The following is a 19,362-nucleotide window of genomic DNA, read 5'->3' as shown; positions in this document are numbered from 1 at the left end:
TCCCCTCCTGCAGATCGATCCTCCGCCACGCCGGCTCCTCCCGATAGGCCGCGCTGCACGACTGGCGCAGCCGGGCAGGGAGCGCATCACCCTGGTGGCCGGCGACGGCGACTACGAGCCGATGGTGCGACAACTGGTGCAGGACGGCTTCGAGGTGACACTGCTCTACTGGGCGCATGCCAGCCGTGAGCTGCAGGCGGTGGCCAGCCGCTTCTATCCGCTCGACGACGACCTGGAGGATCTGGCGCTGCGCTGACAGCCTGCTGCCCGCCTGGCCAAGGACTTGTCCCCAGATTGCGGGGACAGAGCTGTGGATCACCGGGTGGACAGGCTGTGCAGGGCAGGGGCACCGCTCATGCCCTGAAGCTTCAAAGCGGTTCATCACCTCCGTATCGCGCGAGCACTGGCGTCCTGCTCTGACGCCAGGTGCTCAGCATCTCAGGAGATGCCTTGATCTGCAGGATCCTGGCTGGTCTGCTGACCTTGACGTCCGAGCAAGGAGCAGCCTGTTGAGCGTTTCGGGTCTCTTCGCACAACTCGTGGCGCTGGTCGGCAGCGGGACAGTGGCCATACGGCGCATGACCGATGGCACACCTATACCGGCCTGGGGCAAGACGCCGGCCATTCCGGCAGCGAAGCCACAAGGCGCCATCCCCACCCTCAAGATGCCGACCGCCAAGGGGTGGCACGACGGCCGGGTGCCGATCGCAGCACCGGGGCTCAGGGTGAATGCCTTCGCTACCGGGTTGGACCATCCGCGCTGGCTCTGCGTCCTGCCCAACGGCGATGTCCTGGTCGCCGAGTCCAGCAGTGTGGCCCGGCCGGCCAGGTCCATCTGGGACTATGCCCAGATCAGCACCATGAAGCGTGCTGCCGCCATGGGCGTCAGTGCCAATCGCATCACCTTGCTGCGGGATGCCGATGGCGACGGCGTGGCCGAGATCCGCGAGACCTTCCTGGAGAACCTCAACCAACCCTTCGGCATGGCCCTGGTCGGCAACACCTTCTATGTCGGCAATACCGATGGCTTGGTTGCCTTTCCCTATGAGACTGGCGCCACCAGCATCCAGGCGCCGGGGCGCCAGATCTGCGACTTCAAGCCAGGCGGCCACTGGACCCGCAGCCTGCTGATCAGTCCCGACCAGACGAAGCTCTATGTCGGTGTCGGCTCGATGACCAACATCGCCGACAACGGCCTGGAGGAGGAGGAAGGCCGGGCTGCCATCCATGAGGTCGATCTGGCCACCGGGCATCGCCGTATTTTTGCGACCGGCCTGCGCAATGCGGTGGGCATGGCCTGGGAGCCTCACAAGGGCGCACTCTGGACCGTGGTCAACGAACGTGACGGACTGGGAGACGAGACGCCGCCGGATTACCTGACCTCGGTGCGGGATGGCGGCTTCTACGGCTGGCCTTACTGCTACTGGGACCGTGTCATCGACCATCGGGTGCCGCAGGATGCGGCTCAGGTCGCCAGCGCCATCACCCCGGATTATGCGCTGGGCGGTCACACCGCCTCGTTAGGCCTGTGCTGGCTGCCAGCCGGCACGCTGCCCGGCTTCCCCGAAGGGATGGCGATCGGGCAGCACGGCTCGTGGAACCGCAGCATCCTCAGCGGCTATAAGCTGGTCTTCATTCCCTTTGCCAACGGACATCCGGACGGACCACCGCGCGACATCCTCTCAGGCTTCCTGTCGCCGGATGAGAAGGAGTCTTATGGGCGGCCTGTCGGTGTTCACATAGGCCCGGATGGCGCGCTGCTGATGGCCGATGATGTCGGTGACATCGTCTGGCGTGTCACCGGAGACTGAAGGAGAAGCCTGCCGGCGCAGGCTTTCCAGGTCTGCTCAGGTCGGCCAAACTTCGACTTTCTGCCCAGTCTGCGAGGCCACAGCCCCCGGTCGCAACTGGCTCTCCTGGAAGGCGCGCTCCATACCGTCCTGGCCCCGAACCCGGTAGGAGCGGAAGCCGCTCTCCAGCGGCATGACCCGGGTGACGGTAAATGCGTTGCCGCGGATGTGACCATCCCCCGCCCCGCGGCCGAAAGCCACGACCTGGCCGATCTTGAATGCCGCATTGCTCATGTTGGCTTATCCTATCGACGGCACGCTTGAAGCTGTGCCTGGGGTCTCAAGCCACCTGCCAGCGCAGGACATCACCCGAAGAGGATTGACCGAGAACCGTAGGGTAGCACGGAAGCAAGCTTGAGCTGGCATGCCAAGTAGGCAAGTGTGCCTGTCGACGGTCTGGTCCGGCGGCGTCCGTTCGATCTGGTGCAGGCACTGGCCAATGCTCTGCGCTTCGATGAGGCCTTCGCGATCCGTGAAGCGCTTCGCGAGATCATGACGGCGCGCATACTGCCGGTCAGGCCTGCAGTCATAAAAAAAAAGCCCCGGCAGGAGATCCAACCGGGGCTCAGCTCATCACAGCGCAGGCCGCGCTGATGATGCGTCACGCAGCTAAGGAAGAACTCGGCTGAGATGGCGTAACCCGCGAGGGATTATCGCGGCACCAGAGGCCTGCATGGCGACCGAGACGTTCGCTTTTGATGCGGCCGAGCTGCTGAATAATCCCGCGGCTGAGGCTGCCTACCTGTCCAAGATCATGGGAGAGGGAGACGCCGCCGCTGTGGCGGAAGCTCTGGGAACCATGCCTCGTGGTGACCCAGGTAGATGCTGTCCGGAATAGAGAAAGGCCGCAGGGGGTTTGCCTGCGGCCTTTCGTTAGCTCTGAAGGAAGCCGGAGAGCTTCTCGTAGCTCATCGTCCAGTTGGGCGCCCCATCGGGTTCCCTTACCTCGACCCGCACGCTGCGTGCGGCGTCTTCCGGGGCTTGCGTTTTGACGTCCATGGTGGCGTCGACCATCAGTCGGTCTCCTCCCGATATTGGCCCAATAACTACCTCCGCTGCCGGCCATAGAGTAGCCATTATTGTGCAGTGCAGCATTGTGAGCTTGAGGTGCCCCGGCATCAGAACCTGCGGGCCGAGTTGGTCTGACAGGAGGGGCGTTCCTAGCCGACAGGGCGGCAATCCAGCCGTTCCATGACAGTGGATCTGATAACTGAGGATTATCAGTCTCTCACCTCTCCTGTATCCGGCGCTGCTACTCGCTCGGCGTGGAGCTGTCACCTTTCTTTACTAGTCAGTCTTCGTGCGCGAGGAATCGGAGCAAATTCATTTGTTTGCCATGCGGCACGTATTTTGCTCTTCCAGTAGAGCTCATATGGGAAGAGGGATACGAAATTGAGACACCTTCTAGCAGTAGCGTCTCTGGTAGTAGGGCTTTTTGGCGGGGCAGCGTCAGCAAAAGCCGCTCTGATTTACAGCTTTGATCAGTACAGCTCGTCGCACCAGTGGTTCTACGAAGGCATACGCGACCTAGACACTAGAAAATTCCATATGAATGCGAGTTTAACCCTTACGGACGCTGCATGGGACCGCATGTTCGGCCTAGCCATCAGCAATGAAAATGGCCAGCCGGCGACTATCACTCTCGATAAAGTTCTTGATTTCTCTGTCTACATTTATTCCGGCGGGCAGCTGATGGATGCATGGGATCTGTCATCTATGGTGCGCTCGGCTTCAGACGCCACGGCCTCCCCGCAGTTTCAGATTCTCATCAACGGTGGCGCGGGCATGGGAATAAATGGGATTATGCGGATCTCCGACAGCGACTACATGATTGAAGCATATTTCACCGGCGCGGACTTCATCGGCCGCTTTAGCTCAGACGATGACGCCACATACGGCTGTTCCTCCTCCCCCTGTTTGTTTAGCGGCCACAACAACCTCGTCCGCCGGCCTGGCCTCCCTGGGGGCAATCCTACGCCTGTCCCCGAGCCTGCCAGTATGGCCCTGTTCGGACTGGGTCTCGTGGGACTCGCCTACGCGCGGGCACGGCTGAAGTAGGCCACCCTCAGCCTTAGCTGTCTGGTTGCGGAACGTTGTTGGAATCCGGTGGCCTGGCGATCGTAGAGTACCGGCGCCGATTCGAGCGCCTGCCGCGCTGGCCCAGCGCTACGGGGTCAGCGCTGAGACCATCCGCAAGTGGCGGAAGTAGCGGTCGCTGTGCTCCGCTGCATCTCGTGGCTCCTCCGCCCGCGGCTCAATGCCTTGTCATACCCGCTGTTCTGACACGATCTCCCAGACAGACTCTTTCATCCGCTCATACCGACGTTCCATGTAGTCGGCGAGCACATAGCGGCGCAAAGCCTGCCGGATCGGCTCGATCGTGAGCAGGTCGCCATCCATGCCGTTGTCGTGCCGGATGGCCTGACGCAGGGCCTCTGGAAGATCTGCCCGGAGCCGGAGGCATAGCTTGGTGTCAGTGTGCCACTCGACATCGTTCTGGGCACCGACATAGCCCAGCCGCGGCCGCACTGCGGCGCTGACGACCCGCGAGGGCACCAGATCCCACCAGTGGCTTTCCCCTTCGAGTTCGAACATCGAGTAGCCGCGGAAGTGCGCTCGGTGCGGCCCGACCACCAGGGCATGCGGGCTGAAGGAGACAGCCAACTGCCGTGTTTTGGCCAAGTAGACGATATCGACCACCTGCCGACGCGCGCAGGCGCCGAGCAACATGCGAAAGATGTCCGATGCAGGTTCGCGGCGATAAGCCCGGGTGTCGACCACCGGACAGGCCAGACCAGGAATGGCCTGGTCGTTCCAGAGCTGGGCAGCCTGCAGGATAGTAACCGCTTCAGAGGCAGTCTTGGGGCCGTAGAGTTTAGCCGAGGCCACTACGCTGTGCATTCGTTTGCTAGCCGCGTCGTAGCGCACCGTGGAGCCTCCACGGCATTCAAAGCAGTCGCGTAGCAGGTCGGTCAGCCGCCGCTGCGTATAGCCAAGCAGGTGTCCGAGTTCTCTCTGGGTCACGCCTCCCAGCCAGTGGGCAATGAACTCGCAGGCCAGATCAGGGCGTGATCTAAACATTCCCTCAACCCCCGCAAATTTTTCTGCTGTTCAGCTTATTGATGATTAGGCAAGTTAGCAAGGCCGATGCGTTATCGCAACATCAGCCGGAGACTAGCCATGCCGCGCGTGACCCTGGACCTGCCGCGTCCTGTCCAGTTCCGCTACCTCGACACTATGCATGCTGCCCTGGTCACGGCTCTGCGGCGGGCAGGCGTGGAGGAGCAGCAGGTGATTGGCGCTACCGCCGCTCCCTGGACCTTCGGCATTTCTGGTCGCTCTTTCGCCGGCGGCCGTGTCCGGGTGAATAGCGTCACCTTGTCGACCCCGGATCCGGCGCTTGGGGCTGCCATGCTCCGCATCACCGGTGCCGATGCCTGCGTCCGCTCCAGCAACGGCGATGTGCTCGACCTGACGGGCGCGACCTGCCGCCCTGTGCCTGTCCCCCTGCATCCGGACCAGGAGCGGCTGGCGATCGGCTTTGCCAGCCCGTTCCTGGTTTCCGAACGCGGCACCAAGAAGGCCTACGTCCGATCCCTGGCAGGGCTGGACCTGTCCGCCGCCTTCTCGGCCGGGCTCTCCCGCCGGCTGCGGCGGCCGGTCACACTGCAGGTCGAGCAGGACCGCCTGTCCGCCGTGACCGAGGGGGCCGCGCCCATGCTGGTGCGCGTTCGCCGCTCCGGTACGCGCGATCTGATCCTGCCTGCCTTGTCGGCGGTGCTGACCCTCTGCGGCAAGCCCGCTGACCTGCGCGACGCCTATCTGGCCGGTCTTGGCGAGAAGACCCGCTACGGATTTGGCTGCCCTGTGGCCTTGGCTTGAGGACAGCACCATGGGTGTAGCGTACGAGGTTTGCCTGCACTTCCTGCAGGCAGTGGTGCAGGATCGCGTCTTCTCTGATGCCGAGCGCACCCGCGGGAGCAGGCCGCTCGATGAGGGGCAGCGGCGCCAGCTTGAAACCAGCCAGCGGGTGGACACGCGCAGCCCGGCCCTGACGCGTATCTCCGGGAAGGGAGGCTGGCGGGCAGACGGCGCCTATGCCGTCTTCACCAACGTCACCCTGCTGGACCATCTGCTCAGCGTGGTCCGCGGGGCGCTGCAATTCGCCGAGATGGATCTGACGGGCAGGGGGTCTCGGCCTCCGGAGGAGTTACGCCGCCGTCTGGCTGCCGTCGCTGCGGTGGCCTTCCTGCACGACTCCGACAAGATGCTGGATCTCAGTCGCTCTGCCACCCGGGGCGGCGCTTTGGATGCGGCGGCGATCGGCGGGCTGATGGACCGCTTCGGAATCACGGCCTTCCTGGAGGGCTACGGTGTCCCCCTCTCGGCGACGCAGATGCTGGAGCTGATCAACGGCGTGGAGGTGACCCGTACCGAGGGCCTCGTCCGCCTGCCGCGCGAGCACTGGCATGACAGGATGTATGTGCGCCTGGCGGATCGCGTTGACGGTGCTTTTTTGCAGACCCAACCCACGGAGACACGGCCGCATTTTGGCGTTGACGGGGCGTTGCGCGAGATTGCGGGGTTTAGCGGGCTGGATACCGGCGCGGTCCAACTGGGTGGCGAAGGCTGGCGGGTGGTGGAACTGCGCGATCCGCATACGCCGTTCCTGCTGGACGCATTCCAGGCTGGGCTATCCGCCATCTGTCTGGACCACCACGGGATTCCGCCACTCATCGAGTTGCACCACGATGGGCGCCTGCTGGTGGTGCTGCCCCGTCGCGACAGTGATGCCCTGATCGCGCAGGCCTTGGGTCGGGTAACCGGCGATCTAGGTGCCCGGATTCGGGTCGCGACCAATGCGCGCGGCAAGGTAGATTTGCTGGACGCCCCAGGCGATCTTGAAGATCTGCGGGCCAGTGTCGCGGCCATGCAGGCCCGAGAGCGGGAAGGCGTGCTGCGGGCGGGAATCGACGCCTTGCGGGAGCACGGTGCCGAAATTGACGCGCTGTTGCGCCCGGTCGATTTCCTGCCGCGGACCCCGGATTTAGCCAGTTATGCCGGACGGCTAGTCCCGCTCTGGACCGGCACTGCGACATTTGAAGATCACCTCGCCGAGACGCACCGCAACGCCGTGCTGGTGAGTGCCACCCTGTCCTGCACGGATCCGCCGGCCCGCCTCAACATCCCTGGCGCGGATCAGCGGGAAGCGGAGCTGCGTGCGCTGCTCAACGACACTGGGGCGCTCACGGCCTGGCCCGACTGGCTCGACGCTGTTTCGGTCGACACGCGCCGAGCCCTGTTGGCGGCCTACGCCGCCGCCGCGGCTCAGCAGAATGACGCGTTGATGGAGCAGTTGCTCGGCCCTGACGGCCTGGTCGCGCTCTGGCTGGAGGGGCGAGAGGACCGCCCGGGTCTTGCGGCCGCCATTGACCATGCCGGCGTGCGACTGCGTGCCGCCGTAGAGGCGCATTATGGCGCGCTGCTGGCAGGCCAATTCATCGCCACCGATGAGGCCGCAGAAGGCCGCTGCCATTTCACCAATACGCCCGTGCCTCGCACCGCCCGGATCGATGGCAAGACTGGCCTGTATGGCGTCAATGTCAGCGCCTTCTCCGGCCGGGACGGACGGCCTGAGAGCTTCCGCTCCTCTGCCTCCGAAACCCTGGTTTCGCCGATCGCCGAGGCGGAGCACAAGTTGCGGCGGTTGCAATACGAGCGGAGCGGCCGGTCTGCGGGCGGACGTCGGGTGCCGGTGACCGTGACTTCGCCGACCACGGCTGGCCTGTTTGGCGCGCTGCCGTTTGGCAATGACGCTGATCCAGCCGAGTTCGCGCTGGCGGATCTGCTGCGGGCAAAGATCGAGCCGGGCAAGCTGACCTACCCCGATGCCGAGGCCGCCTTGCGCCGCACCCGGGTGGCTCGATTTGAGGAACTGCCGGACCGCATGATCGGCAGCGGCACCGAGCCGGGTCAGATCGCCTTCACGGCCATGGTGTTCGAGGCTGCGCTGCGCACTGGCCGGCCCGTCCACGTCTTTCGGGGTCTACCGCGCGAGCGTCCCGAATTCGTTGTCTTTGACACTCTGTCGCAGCCGCTGGTCTCCTTGCTGGAGGGTGACGCTTTCCGGTTGGAGCAAATCCCGCACTGCTTGCAGTTGCTGCGCGGCGTGGAAGCAGTCGCCGAGGCCACCGGGTTCGGCCTGGAGCTTGCCCTGCGTCTTTGCGAGCCAGCCACAAGATTTGGTGCGGCTTGCGACGCTCTGGCAAGGGCCGACCGGCGCATCGCCACATCCTCCCAGGATCTGGCCCTCCGCAAGATCCAGAGCTTTTCCCTCAATCTCCTGGAGAACCATGCCGTGTCCTCTCCCAGCGACACTGCGATCCTGTCCTTCGCCGAAGCAATGGCACGGGTGCAGCGCAAGCCGATCAGCAGCGACGGCGCCAACATGGCGGAACTGGGCCTGCGCACCGCCCTGACCACCGTGGAGGCCCTAGAACGGATGCGGCAGATCGGGACGGAAAGCCTGGTAGCTGGCATTGCCGGAGAACTTGAGAAGGTCATGACCCGCGGCGGGCTTCGCGTCCGTGCCGAGCTGCGCGGCGGGCAATCCTTCGAAACGGTTGTCGAGGCCGCCGCCCGAGTGTTCGTGACCGATGTCTGGTACGGCGCATTTGATGCGACGCTGCCGTCCTCACGCGACCGCCGGGTCGCCCTGGCCGTCTATCGGCACGGCTTCCAGAGCGCGTCCAGTCGTCTCTACGCCCGCAATGGTATCCCGGCCACCGAAGACAGCGAACAGGCGGCCTGACACCCTTTTTGATCGGAACCCTTCAGCATGACCGACCTCTCACCCATCCATCCTTTTCTCGGCAGTCTCAGCAAGCTGGCCGATCACGCAAGCAAGGAAGGCAAGGCCTATGTGCAGCCGGCCCTGAAGAACCTTGGCGCGATCACTATTCCTATTATTCGCGAGGTAATCTCGCCGGCCAGTTTCCGCAACACGGATCCTGAGGTCACCGACATCACCGTGGACAAGGTGCGGCGGGTGCGCGCAGTAGCCAACAAGTTCAAGTACGGTGAGAAGCGCCGCGGCCTGCAAGTGCTGCGCTTCTTTGGCGCGGGCGGAACGATGGCGCTCAACCGCACCGACTTTGGCGACAGCGACCCGATCTCCAAAGGCTATAATCTGAACACGGTTGTGTTCGGCGACTCTGCCAACCGGGGCAAGTATGTGCTGCCGGTCAAGGCCGGGGTACAGTATTCTGATGCGATCAGCCTGGCGCCCTATGGCAGCTGTGTCGACGAGACCTTCCACAACCGTGCGGCGGAAGACGGCTCGCTCTGGGACTCCGCCGAAGGCAAGAACTCCGTCAACCTGTTCTCCCGCCACTACGTCACGCCCGGCACGCTGCTGCTGCAGGTTCTGACGATCAATGGTTGCACCCTACCGCCCGAGGCGCTGGAGCACCTGCTGCTCTGCGTCGGCCTGGCTGGCGCCTATGGCGGGCAGACCTCCATCTATGGTGTGAACGTCCGCAACCACGTTGTGGGCATCTTTGGCGCCCGCATGGAGCGCGCGGTGGCCAGCCCCTATGAGGCGGTGCGTCACTTGCCGTCCCCGCTACCAGCCGATGCGGCGGGTGCCGTGGCCGCCCTGGCCGATATCTACGCCGCTGCTTACCCGGTGCAGATCCCGGCAGGTGCTGTGGCCGATCTCATCGCCGCGCGCATCGCCGCCGTGGAAGCCGATGATGCAGCCCTGCGGACGCAGTATCGCAGCGTTCATGGCACAGTGGGGGCCTTCTTTGACGCCTGGTTTGCCATGGGCGGCGAAAGCGCCAAGAAGGGCAGCAAGCGCAAGCCCGCCACGACCTTGGCGGACGCCGGCTGATGCCAGACCGGGCCGTCGCGGTGACGGGTGTGCGGGCAACGGTGCTCAGCCCGTTCCACTACCACTCGCTTGCCGTGCCGGGCGGCACCGCCACCCAGCCGAATTTCTTAACGGACCGGCAAGTCTCCTTTGCACTCGGCGCCGCGCTGGGGTGTCTGGCCCCGAGCCCGGCGCTCCCGCGCAAGGACTACCGCACCCATCTCAGTGCGCTGCCGTTCCTGGCTTCGGTGTTTCGAACCGCCGAGCCGCGCCTGCTGCCGCCAATGGCGCGACGATTGAACCTGGATGAGGACGCTGGGCTGACCAAGGCGGTGCAGGATGCCACCGGCACCGGCAACCTCAAGACCTACTTCTTCGTGCAAGAGGTGCCCCCGGGCGTCGAATACTACGGCGCCGTGTTTGGGGCCGATCCTTTCGCTCTGGCAGCACAGGCTGAAGGGCATCCCTGTCGTGAGATCGTGGTGCGGACCGGACGTCATCTGGGCGGTCTGCTGCGGCTGCAGCCCATTGAGCCCGGATCCGTCCATCTGAACGTCCACACGGCGGCGCTGTTCGGCCAGGACCGTGATCTTTCAGTCTCGATCTTTGCGATGCACGACCTGCAACTCACGCCTCTGATGACGGTCGAGCAGGCCGCCGCACAGGTGGGGAGGTGGCGTAGCTTCGCGCCAATCATGGTGTGACCGCGGATCTATCTCTTGTCATCGCGCGCCACGCCGTCCCCTCGGGTCCGGACGGCCTGTCGCCGCTGCAGGCGCGGATCCTGTCCGAGCCGGCCCCTGTGCGTGTCTTCTCGGCGCCCACTGGGGCCGGCAAGAGCCACGCCTTTATCCGCGCGGCAGCCGACGGACAGCGGGTGTTGTTCATCGTGCCTACCCGCCGCCTGGCACAGAATCTGGCACAGGATGCGGCAGCCGCCCTGGCGCAGCTGGATCCCCCACGGCCTGATGCCGTTGGCTTGTGGTCCTCGGATGAAACCCAGCGGCAGAAGCAGCGGGACCCCAGCTATCGCCCGTGGAGCGCCAGGATACGTCAGGTCACAGACTTCGACGGAACCCGCTTCATCGTCGCCACGCCGGAATCGGTGGCCCTCATGCTGCTGCGTTACGCCGGCAGCGGCCCCGGATCCGACCCATTCGGGGCCAGCTACCTCGCCCAATACCTCGACCACATCGTGTTCGACGAGTTCCACGCCATCGATCCCCGCGGGTTCGGGCTGTGCGCCTTCGTGGCTTGCCTCTGCGCGGCGATAGAAGGGCCGCGCGTGACCTTTCTCTCTGCGACACCGGTGGACATCGTTCCTGTTCTGGCGGCACTCGGTATTCCCGCTGACCGTGTGGTTGTTGGCGCGGAAACCGTACTGGACGATCCTCCTAGTCAGCCGGAGCAGGTGACACCAGGGCTGCGTGTCCTGCACGGTGACGTGCGCCTGAACTTCGTGACCGAGCCTGACATGACGGCCCTGTTGGAGAAGCATGCGGAGGAGGTCGAGGCCTGCCTGGCTCGGCAGAAACAGGTTGTGGTGATCTTTGACAGCCTGGAGGAACTGCAGAAGCAAAAGCAGGCGCTCGCCACGGTGCTCAGCAGGTTCAGGATTCTGCCCAATCGCCGCCTGGCGATCAACTCGATTGACGACAGTGCGCAGGGTAGTTCCCTGGACGGCCTCTTTGTCACGGACCGAAACGCCGATCCGCGGACCTTCGATGTGCTGATCGCTACGAGCTCCGTGGAAATGGGGGTGACTTTCCGGGCCGGGATGCTGGTGATGGATGCCGGCCATGACGCTCTCTCCTTTGTGCAGCGTGTGGGGCGAGTGGCCCGCGCAGATGAGCCTGGCTTGGTGGTGGTGCGGCGCGACCCATCGCGCGAACACCGCCAGCCCTGGCTGCGGACGATGCTGATGGCGCTTGAAGAGGAGGGCACGGGACAGCGAATCCCGGTGTCGCGCTTCCTGGACGTTGTCCTGCGCTCCATCCGTCAGCGCTTTGCGGTGCCTGCCGGGGTCTTGGAGGCAGATGATGTTCCGAAAGCCTTCCGCACTATGCCGCAGCGTGCGGTTTGGGCCGCCTGTCTGTTCTGGCACGCATTGGAGCGGGCACGACCCCGTCACCTGGCAGGGCAGGAGACCGTGCTGCGGCGTCTGGCGCCAGCCAAGGTCCGCAAGGTGGCGGCACTGCTGCAAACAGTCGCAGGCGATGATACAGGCCGGACAGGGTTTGGCGCAGACTGGGCGCGCGCTTTCCTGAAGCAGGCCGAAACCTTGCGCGACATCGCGCCCACCGTGGTGGTCCAGGAGCCCGGCCGCCGGCTCGATGCGGTCCCGCTACACTGGATCAACCGCTATCCGGTCCTGCAGGCCTTTCCACTGGTAGCGGATGAGAAAGGTAATTGGACACTGTTCCTGGACCGCCCGCTCCACGAGGTGTTGCGAAGCGGGGAGAGTGTCTACAGCAGGAAGGAGCGCAGCGTGCTGCTGCCGAACGGGCAGCGCTATAGAGTGCCGGCCGCAGAGGCCGTCAGCCGTGCGGTAACCGAGATGGCCATCCTGGAGAGAAGGCCAGGGACCAGCGCCAGGCTTGCTGCGCAACTGCGGGCCGCGACCGAGTTGGTCCGCCTGTCCGGCCTGATCCCGGATGAGGAAGCCCTCGAGGCGGTGAGGGGGACTGCTATCCTATGAGCACGCCTGTATCCCCGTTGGCGACAGTGCGTCGCTTTGCCGAGATCGTCACGCGGGCTGACCTCAGTGGCCTTGCTTTCCAGCATTTGGCCCTGTGTCGGCGGCGCGCTTGGCTTCATTTGCAGCGGATCGACTACGCCCACCTGGATGAACACATGCAACGCGGCCTCGCGCTGCACGATATGTCCCGCCCCAGGGACCATTCAGTGGCAGGGTTGATTGGCCTGGCGCCTGACCGGATCGACTGGTCTGGGCGTCAGGTCTATGAAGCGAAGGGAAGTGCTGGTGCGGCTGATGCCGTGTCGCGCCAGGGCGCCTTCTATGCGCTCATGCTGTGGGCAGCCCAAGGCAAGCCGTGGCAGGCGATCGCCCATATCCTGCCTGCCAAGCGTGAGCGCTCGATCATGCTTGATCCAAAGATGGTCAATGACATGCTGGAAGCGGCCGAAGCGCTGGAAGCCCTGCGCGACACCGCGGATCCTCCCACCGTAGCTTTCACGTCCTTCTGCGCGCAGTGCTCCTACCGCCACCTTTGCGGTGTTGGATGATGGAGACCTTGTTTGTGTCCCGCGACTGCGTGTTGGAGCGTGATGGCGGCACGCTGATGATACGGCGCAAAACCGAGATGCCGAGGCGGTTTCCGGTGCATGCTCTCCGGCATGTGGTGGTGGCAGGTGAAGCGCGCTTGACCACTGCGGTGCTGATTTTGTTGGCGCGCTCAGGCATCCGCCTGACGGTGCTGGATCACTATGGTAATGCGTCGGGCGCCTTCGAGTCTGTGGGCAGCCCTGCCTCCGGCACGGTCCGTCTTGCACAGGCCCGTCACGTCCTCGATCCGGCGCTGCGGCTTGATCTGGCCCGGCGCATCGTGCGGGGTACCCTGCGTAACCTTCGTGCTAACCTCAATTATCGGATTTACCGCGGGAAAGCGGCACTGCGCACTTCCGCCGCAGCGATCACAGCCCTGGAAGAGAAGCTGGATGGAGCCAAAACCATTGAGGCGCTGATGGGGCTGGAGGGCAACGCTCGCGCTTTCTACTACGAAGCCTGGCCAATGATTGACGAGCGTCTGAACTTTGGTCCGCGCGTTCGGCGACCACCGAACAATCCCATCAACTGTCTTCTCTCCTGGTTTAACGGGCTGTGTTACGCCGCAATGCGGCACGCAATCGCGCAAACCCACTTAGATAGCTGTCTGGCAATGCTGCACTCGCCCAATGCAGCTCGCCATTCCCTCGCCCTCGACTTGTCAGAGCCGTTCAAGCCAGTGTTGACGGATACGTTGATTTTCGAGACTGTCCTGCGCGGCCAAATCGACCCTGGATGGTTTTATCAGGAAGAGGGTGTATGCCGCCTCAGCGAGACTGGCCGCCAACAAACGCTGCAACTTTGGACGACCAAAGTGGAAGCGGCGGGTAAGGACGGGCAATCACTGCAGGCTGCCATGCGGGCCGAAGCTCTGGCGCTGGAGCGGCACGTTCTCGGTCTTGGCCAGTACAAACCGTTCCTGCGGTCTGTGTGAGGCCAGCATGTACGTGCTCATTACCTATGACGTAGAGGCGCGCCGGACAAGGCGGTTCCACAAGCTGCTTTCACGCTACCTCGTGCAGGAACAGAATTCGGTGTTTGGAGGTGAGATGACCAATGCAACATTGCTGCGCCTGCACCGGGAACTCGCGAAGATCGCGCGAGACGACGACCGCGTGTTCCAGGTCATAGCTGAAAATCGGCACAATGTGGCCGTCTCGCTGCTCTGCAAATCCGACACAAACGCGACGTTGCGGAACGTTGCGCACGATCACCACATCAAGAATAACATGGTTCTGTGAGCGACTACTCTCCACGTTGGTGCCGTTATGCTACACCTGCGTAGCCTTCTCACTGCCCTATTCCCCGGTGCGGCTTCTCAAACAGGCAGGACCGAGCTAGGTAACTATCTGAAATGACGAGGGTGAACCATCCCCATGAGGGGTCAGGAGATGACCGGGCGGCCTCACTCATAAGAGAAGCCGTCGCCAGTGAACCATCCCCATGAGGGGTCAGGAGCAGGACAACTCGCGGCGGAACCGCTCAGCCTCCTGTGTGAACCATCCCCATGAGGGGTCAGGAGTCAAACAGATCAGCCTGCTTGATGCGGCGGGTGCGGCGTGAACCATCCCCATGAGGGGTCAGGAGCTGAGCAGGCCCCAGAGATGAAGTCTGCCCGCGCGCTGTGAACCATCCCCATGAGGGGTCAGGAGATGCCGGTTTCGACCTCCGGCACCGCGACGTTGATCTCGTGAACCATCCCCATGAGGGGTCAGGAGCCAGCCTTCCGGAGTTCCGACCCTTGTAACCCTGAAGTGTGAACCATCCCCATGAGGGGTCAGGAGTCAGCCTCGTTGACCTTTTGCGCGTGCGTGTTGAACCGTGAACCATCCCCATGAGGGGTCAGGAGTACAATGTAGACGACAGGAGGCAAATCGGGGCGGGTCGTGAACCATCCCCATGAGGGGTCAGGAGGCATTCGTGGCGCCTGATGGCGGCGAAGGTTGAGTTGTGAACCATCCCCATGAGGGGTCAGGAGTCATCCCGGTGCCGGCGGCCGTCCTCGTCCAACTGTCGTGAACCATCCCCATGAGGGGTCAGGAGTGTCGTCATCCGCTTTGGCGGCGCCGCTATCCGCATGGAAGCTGTGAACCATCCCCATGAGGGGTCAGGAGGGTTGTCCACAGTGCCGACGACGGCCGGCAGGTTTTCGTGAACCATCCCCATGAGGGGTCAGGAGCAGGAACACGTCACCAGACGGCGCGGTGGAGAGCGTGTGAACCATCCCCATGAGGGGTCAGGAGACCGCCAACATGGGCTCGCGCCGTGTCCGCGCCCGCATGTGAACCATCCCCATGAGGGGTCAGGAGACCTGCGCGCCATGGGCGGGCTTGGTCGGCGCCGCCACCACCGTGAACCATCCCCATGAGGGGTCAGGAGTCAATCTTGACGGACGGGCGCTTCCTCGTCGGCGACGCGTGAACCATCCCCATGAGGGGTCAGGAGTGGTATGCGCGGCTCGGGCTGGATCGGCTGATGTGGGAGTGAACCATCCCCATGAGGGGTCAGGAGTCCATCTTTGCGTCGAGCCGCGCTTGCATTTCTGCCGTGAACCATCCCCATGAGGGGTCAGGAGGGTCTCCTGGGAGGTCGGGAGGGCCTTATCTCCGCTCGTGAACCATCCCCATGAGGGGTCAGGAGCCGCCTGAGCGGCGGTGGTGCCCGCCACTCCGCCAGCGTGAACCATCCCCATGAGGGGTCAGGAGTATCTGCGAATGCCCACTCCAGCGCGCCGATCTTCCTGTGAACCATCCCCATGAGGGGTCAGGAGTTCAGCGGCTTCACCGTGTAGGGCGCGCGCTTGGCCTTGTGAACCATCCCCATGAGGGGTCAGGAGCCGCGCCGGCCATACCACTGCAGGAACACGTCGATCTTGTGAACCATCCCCATGAGGGGTCAGGAGATGATCGACTTGTATCTGGCTGCCGCTGAGCAGTCGGGTGAACCATCCCCATGAGGGGTCAGGAGCCCGTCATAGGCTCCACGCCGTGCTTGCCGCGGGCCCGTGAACCATCCCCATGAGGGGTCAGGAGTGGTTCAATGGGTGATCTCCTCGGCAAAGCCGTCGAAGGTGAACCATCCCCATGAGGGGTCAGGAGGCCTTGCCGGAATAGCTGTCCGATGCCCCCACCCAGCGGTGAACCATCCCCATGAGGGGTCAGGAGGAGGGCGACTACGGCGAGCCCGGCGCAATGGCCCCCTGTGAACCATCCCCATGAGGGGTCAGGAGATCAATGATAAGGGGCTTGGTCTTCATGGTAGTCCTGTGAACCATCCCCATGAGGGGTCAGGAGGATCTCCCCTGGGGGTTCGCTGGCGTAGTCGTCATCCAGTGAACCATCCCCATGAGGGGTCAGGAGGTCCATGATGAGGGTGACGGAGTAGACCGGATTCTCGGGGTGAACCATCCCCATGAGGGGTCAGGAGAGCGACGAAGCGCAGCGCCTGCGTGGCGGCGTCGGCGCGTGAACCATCCCCATGAGGGGTCAGGAGCGTGTCGTCGTCTCAGGCGTGGACCGGTTCACGGGCCGTGAACCATCCCCATGAGGGGTCAGGAGACGAACCAGAACAAGCCGGACTGGTTCGCGATCGCCAGTGAACCATCCCCATGAGGGGTCAGGAGATCGCGCCCCGCACCACGGTTCACACCGTGCTCCGCCGGTGAACCATCCCCATGAGGGGTCAGGAGACTAGGTAGGGAACCCATACAACTTATTGGCGCTGCTGGTGTTTTATCTCCTGAACGGGTTTGAACGGCTCAGGAGGCTGAGATGGCGCGGTTGTTCTGGCTGTCGGATGAGGTGCAAAGGTATCGACTTAATCTGACAGACAGTGGTGAAGTGGTGGGCATCTGACCTGCTGGCTAGGGCTAGCAGGCGTCCTTGAGGACGGAGGTCACGATGACCCGCGAGCAGAAGATCATTCGCGGCAAGGTCGGGGTGCTGGAGCTGGCCAAGCAGCTCGGCAGCGTCAGCCAGGCCTGCAAGATCATGGGCTACAGCCGGGACAGCTTTTACCGGTTCAAGGACCTGTACGAGAAGGGCGGCGAGGTTGCGCTTCAGGAACTCTCCCGGCGCAAGCCAAACCTGAAGAACCGGATCGACCCGGCCATTGAGGCAGCAGTGGTCGAGATGGCAATCGACCAGCCCGCCTGGGGACAGCTACGGGTGTCCAACGAACTCCGCAAGCAGGGTGTCTCCGTCTCGTCCTTTGGGGTGAGGAACATCTGGTTGCGCCACGACCTCACCAGCATGAAGGCGCGGCTGAAGGCACTGGAGGCCCGGGTGGCGCAGGAAGGCCTGGTGCTGACCGAAGCGCAGCTCGCGGCTCTGGAGCGGGTCAAACAGGAGAAAGAGGCGCATGGGGAGTTCGAGAGCGAATGCCCTGGCTACTGCGGCGCCCAGGACACCTTCTATGTCGGCAACCTGAAAGGAGTGGGCCGGATCTATCAGCAGACCTTTGTCGACACTTACTCCAAGGTGGCCTTTGCCAAGCTGTACGACCGCAAGACCCCGATCACCGCCGCTGACTTGTTGAACGACCGTGTGCTGCCCTTCTTTGAAGATCATGGCATCCCACTGCTGCGGATCCTGACTGATCGAGGAACCGAATTCTGCGGCAGCCCTGAGCGGCACGACTATGAACTCTACCTGGCTGTCGAGGACGTGGATCACTCGCGCACCAAGACAAAGAGCCCGCAAACGAATGGCATCGTGGAGCGTCTCCACAAGACAATGCTGCACGAGTTCTATCAGATAGCCTTCCGCAAGAAGCTCTACCGCGCGATCGACGAGCTGCAACGCGACCTCGACGCCTGGCTTGCCGAGTACAACGAGGTCCGGTCGCACCAAGGCAGGTGGTGTTACGGCAAAACACCCATGCAGACCTTCCTGGCTGCCTTGCCGCTTGCCCAGGAGAAGACGCTGCAGGCACAGTAGCGTCAGACACACGTACCAGATCGGACATGCCCGCCCGCCGATCAGGTGACCGTCAGATCAAGTCCATACTTCTACAGATGAGGCTTGGGCTGCCATTGAGCCACACCTGCCGCGCGGCAGGCCAGGCAAGCCCCGCGTGGATGACCGGCGGGTGATCAGCGGCATCCTGCACGTGCTCAAGACCGGCTGCCGCTGGCGCGATGTGCCTGCGGCCTACGGTCCGCCGACCACCATCTACAATCGCTTCAACAGGTGGTCCGGACGTGGTCTGTGGCAGCGCCTGTTCGCGAAGATGGCCGCCTCCGGCGAGATACCTCAGGAACTCAGCTTGGACAGCTCCCACGTGAAGGCGCACCGCTCGGCCGCGGGTGGAAAAGGGGGGAGTGGACGCAGGCGGTTGGCCGCTCGCGCGGCGGCCGCACCTCGAAAATCCATTGTCTGGCCGATGATCGCGGCCGACCGGTCGCTTTCGCGCTGACGCCGGGCAACACCGCCGACATCAGCATGGCGCTGCCACTGCTCGGGGCCGTGGCCGCACCGAAGTGCCTCATCGCAGACAAGGCTTATGACGCCGAAAGCCTGCGGCGCTGGCTCAAGGAGCGCCGCATCAAGGCCGTCATCCCTTCCACCGCGACCCGCACCAGGCCCTACCCACTCGACCGCCAGGCCTATCGGCGCCGCAACCAGATCGAGCGCCTGTTCTGCCGCCTCAAGAACTGGCGGCGCGTCGCCACCCGCTACGACCGCCTGGCCCAGAACTACCTGGCCTCACTCGCGCTGATCGCCGCCGTCACAGAGTGGATCTGAATGAGTCCCCTACCTAACGACCGGTGGGTGTGGTCATGCATGCTCGCCGCGTGAACCATCCCCATGAGGGGTCAGGAGCCGAGCGTCTGAGGAAGACATGACAAAGACCCCAGTTGTGAACCATCCCCATGAGGGGTCAGGAGTGTCGCGTAGTAGATGGCGACAATTTGCGGCCAGTCTGGTGAACCATCCCCATGAGGGGGCAGGAGGGGTCAGGGTGTCATAGGGCGGCAGGAGCGTGCTAGTGAACCACCTTCATGGCGGTGGCACCGTTCAATGGGGCAGGCCAAGACCGTCGAGAAGATGGTAGCACGCTGGTGCACTTACGCGTGAAGCGGCCGATGTGTTGCGCCGGCTGCGGTCATCGCCCCGCCATCCGACCGGCGGCAATGAGTGAGCTTCATCCGGGCGTTAGGGAAATTCCGGCCGGAGCCAGAGAAGGGGAAAGCTGCATCGAAACGCTCCTGCTAGGAAGCCGCATCTTACCTACAGCGTAATACGTGCAGCGAGAGGACAAATTACCCGTGGCGTAATGGATGTCAGGCTTACTGACCTCTCGGCTTCTTCGGCGTGAGGAGCAAGACAAAGGCTCGCATCAGGCTCTCGCCA

At 63.6% G+C, this 19,362-nt stretch carries 17 protein-coding genes and 1 CRISPR repeat array; of the genes, 14 read left to right on the top strand and 3 right to left on the bottom strand.

From position 1 onward, the window contains the following. Positions 1-256 (top strand): NYN domain-containing protein (locus tag IAI58_RS22755; protein WP_208776366.1); only part of this gene is annotated, 256 nt, incomplete at its 5' end. Between the two features lie 253 nt (positions 257-509). Continuing rightward, on the top strand, positions 510-1,811 hold the full coding sequence (locus IAI58_RS22750) for a PQQ-dependent sugar dehydrogenase (RefSeq protein WP_208776365.1): 1,302 nt from the start codon (positions 510-512) through the stop codon (positions 1,809-1,811). A gap of 36 nt (positions 1,812-1,847) precedes the next feature. On the opposite strand, the gene IAI58_RS22745 is transcribed toward IAI58_RS22750, so the two are convergent. Continuing rightward, the gene (locus IAI58_RS22745; RefSeq protein WP_208776364.1) at positions 1,848-2,084 is read right to left on the bottom strand and encodes a hypothetical protein; all 237 of its coding nucleotides are present in this window, start codon (positions 2,082-2,084) and stop codon (positions 1,848-1,850) included. A gap of 147 nt (positions 2,085-2,231) precedes the next feature. On the opposite strand from IAI58_RS22745, the gene IAI58_RS22740 reads away from it, so the two are divergent. Next, positions 2,232-2,444 (top strand): hypothetical protein, encoded by a 213-nt coding sequence (locus IAI58_RS22740; protein ID WP_208776363.1) that lies wholly within the window; start codon positions 2,232-2,234, stop codon positions 2,442-2,444. 279 nt (positions 2,445-2,723) lie between these two features. On the opposite strand, the gene IAI58_RS22735 is transcribed toward IAI58_RS22740, so the two are convergent. After that, positions 2,724-2,864 (bottom strand): hypothetical protein, encoded by a 141-nt coding sequence (locus tag IAI58_RS22735; RefSeq protein ID WP_207450865.1) that lies wholly within the window; start codon positions 2,862-2,864, stop codon positions 2,724-2,726. 534 nt (positions 2,865-3,398) lie between these two features. Between IAI58_RS22735 and IAI58_RS22730 the strand changes: the two genes are divergently transcribed. Continuing rightward, positions 3,399-3,908 (top strand): PEP-CTERM sorting domain-containing protein, encoded by a 510-nt coding sequence (locus tag IAI58_RS22730; RefSeq protein ID WP_207450885.1) that lies wholly within the window; start codon positions 3,399-3,401, stop codon positions 3,906-3,908. Between the two features lie 207 nt (positions 3,909-4,115). On the opposite strand, the gene IAI58_RS22725 is transcribed toward IAI58_RS22730, so the two are convergent. Continuing rightward, a complete protein-coding gene (locus tag IAI58_RS22725) occupies positions 4,116-4,874 on the bottom strand; it encodes a hypothetical protein (protein WP_207450887.1) in 759 nt (252 codons plus the stop codon). Positions 4,875-4,997: 123 nt separating this feature from the next. Between IAI58_RS22725 and IAI58_RS22720 the strand changes: the two genes are divergently transcribed. The 10 genes from IAI58_RS22720 (at position 4,998) to IAI58_RS22675 (ending at position 18,753) form a co-directional block, all read left to right on the top strand. After that, positions 4,998-5,732 carry a CRISPR-associated endoribonuclease Cas6 gene (locus IAI58_RS22720; protein ID WP_208776362.1) on the top strand — a complete coding sequence of 245 codons (735 nt, stop codon included), beginning with the start codon at positions 4,998-5,000 and terminating at the stop codon, positions 5,730-5,732. Between the two features lie 10 nt (positions 5,733-5,742). After that, positions 5,743-8,661, top strand: a complete 2,919-nt coding sequence (locus tag IAI58_RS22715; protein ID WP_208776361.1) for a hypothetical protein — start codon at positions 5,743-5,745, stop codon at positions 8,659-8,661. 27 nt (positions 8,662-8,688) lie between these two features. Then, entirely contained in the window at positions 8,689-9,744 is a 1,056-nt protein-coding gene (gene cas7d / locus IAI58_RS22710; protein WP_207450894.1) for a type I-D CRISPR-associated protein Cas7/Csc2, read from the top strand. Then, complete coding sequence (locus tag IAI58_RS22705; protein WP_207450896.1) at positions 9,744-10,427, top strand: hypothetical protein; 684 nt, start codon at positions 9,744-9,746, stop codon at positions 10,425-10,427. Before cas7d ends, IAI58_RS22705 begins: the two co-directional genes overlap by 1 nt. Next, positions 10,424-12,421, top strand: coding sequence for a DEAD/DEAH box helicase (locus IAI58_RS22700; RefSeq protein WP_207450905.1), 1,998 nt, complete (start codon positions 10,424-10,426; stop codon positions 12,419-12,421). Before IAI58_RS22705 ends, IAI58_RS22700 begins: the two co-directional genes overlap by 4 nt. Beyond that, entirely contained in the window at positions 12,418-12,969 is a 552-nt protein-coding gene (locus IAI58_RS22695) for a CRISPR-associated protein Cas4 (RefSeq protein WP_207450907.1), read from the top strand. The genes IAI58_RS22700 and IAI58_RS22695 overlap by 4 nt, the downstream gene beginning before the upstream one ends. Beyond that, positions 12,966-13,943 (top strand): CRISPR-associated endonuclease Cas1, encoded by a 978-nt coding sequence (gene cas1 / locus IAI58_RS22690; RefSeq protein WP_207450915.1) that lies wholly within the window; start codon positions 12,966-12,968, stop codon positions 13,941-13,943. The genes IAI58_RS22695 and cas1 overlap by 4 nt, the downstream gene beginning before the upstream one ends. Positions 13,944-13,950: 7 nt before the next feature. After that, complete coding sequence (cas2, locus tag IAI58_RS22685) at positions 13,951-14,250, top strand: CRISPR-associated endonuclease Cas2 (protein ID WP_208776360.1); 300 nt, start codon at positions 13,951-13,953, stop codon at positions 14,248-14,250. A gap of 122 nt (positions 14,251-14,372) precedes the next feature. Beyond that, positions 14,373-16,697: direct repeats of the CRISPR family, unit length 28 nt; unit sequence GTGAACCATCCCCATGAGGGGTCAGGAG. A gap of 211 nt (positions 16,698-16,908) precedes the next feature. Continuing rightward, positions 16,909-17,946 (top strand): IS481 family transposase, encoded by a 1,038-nt coding sequence (locus IAI58_RS22680; protein ID WP_208776359.1) that lies wholly within the window; start codon positions 16,909-16,911, stop codon positions 17,944-17,946. A 94-nt stretch (positions 17,947-18,040) separates the two neighbouring features. After that, a protein-coding gene (locus tag IAI58_RS22675) for an IS5 family transposase (protein ID WP_419555871.1) occupies positions 18,041-18,753 on the top strand; the annotation gives its coding sequence in 2 pieces (ribosomal slippage) (positions 18,041-18,322 and positions 18,325-18,753; 711 coding nt in all). Positions 18,754-19,362 lie beyond the last annotated feature (609 nt).

It is taken from the genome of Roseomonas marmotae (assembly GCF_017654485.1).
Taxonomy (GTDB): domain Bacteria; phylum Pseudomonadota; class Alphaproteobacteria; order Acetobacterales; family Acetobacteraceae; genus Pseudoroseomonas; species Pseudoroseomonas marmotae.
The sequence above is the reverse complement of the archived record's forward strand: the minus strand, read 5'-3'. Positions and strand labels throughout refer to the sequence as shown.